The sequence below is a fragment of the Caballeronia sp. M23-90 genome, from assembly GCF_053574605.1.
In genome coordinates, this window is record NZ_JBSIPA010000988.1 from 1 (window position 1) to 372 (window position 372).

2 protein-coding genes are annotated in these 372 nt (G+C 53.5%); one reads left to right on the top strand and one right to left on the bottom strand.

Annotated elements, in window-relative coordinates; translation table 11 throughout:
• A partial coding sequence (locus tag ACRXB1_RS37445) for a type IV toxin-antitoxin system AbiEi family antitoxin domain-containing protein (protein ID WP_449494945.1) occupies positions 1-182 on the bottom strand: 182 nt, incomplete at its 3' end.
• A gap of 2 nt (positions 183-184) precedes the next feature.
• On the opposite strand from ACRXB1_RS37445, the gene ACRXB1_RS37450 reads away from it, so the two are divergent.
• The coding region (locus ACRXB1_RS37450; protein ID WP_449494946.1) for a transposase at positions 185-372 on the top strand (188 nt) is incomplete at its 3' end.

Here is a 372-nt window from a genome sequence, read left to right on the forward strand (position 1 = left end):
GTGAAATCCAGACGTCCGTCCTTTACCAGCACCCGCTTGCCCGAACCAAGCCCGATTTTCGATCGATCGATATGCTTGAGCCATGCATGACCGTGCCGGTCCGCAAAGAAGAAGAAGAGACGCTTGAGGTCGGCTGAAAAAAGTGGACGCCAACATTCCGTAGAATTGAGGAATGGAGGCACTGATGAAGCGAATCCCGAAGGCTGTGTACACGAAGGAATTTCGTGAAGAAGCAGTAAAACTGGCAATGACTGACGGAGTGGGCGTGTCTGAAGCTGCCCGTCGATTGTCAATATCGATGAAGACGTTGGCGAACTGGGTTCGCGCCGCAAAGGACGGCAAGCTGGAGAACGTCGGGCAAACCCAGAAACC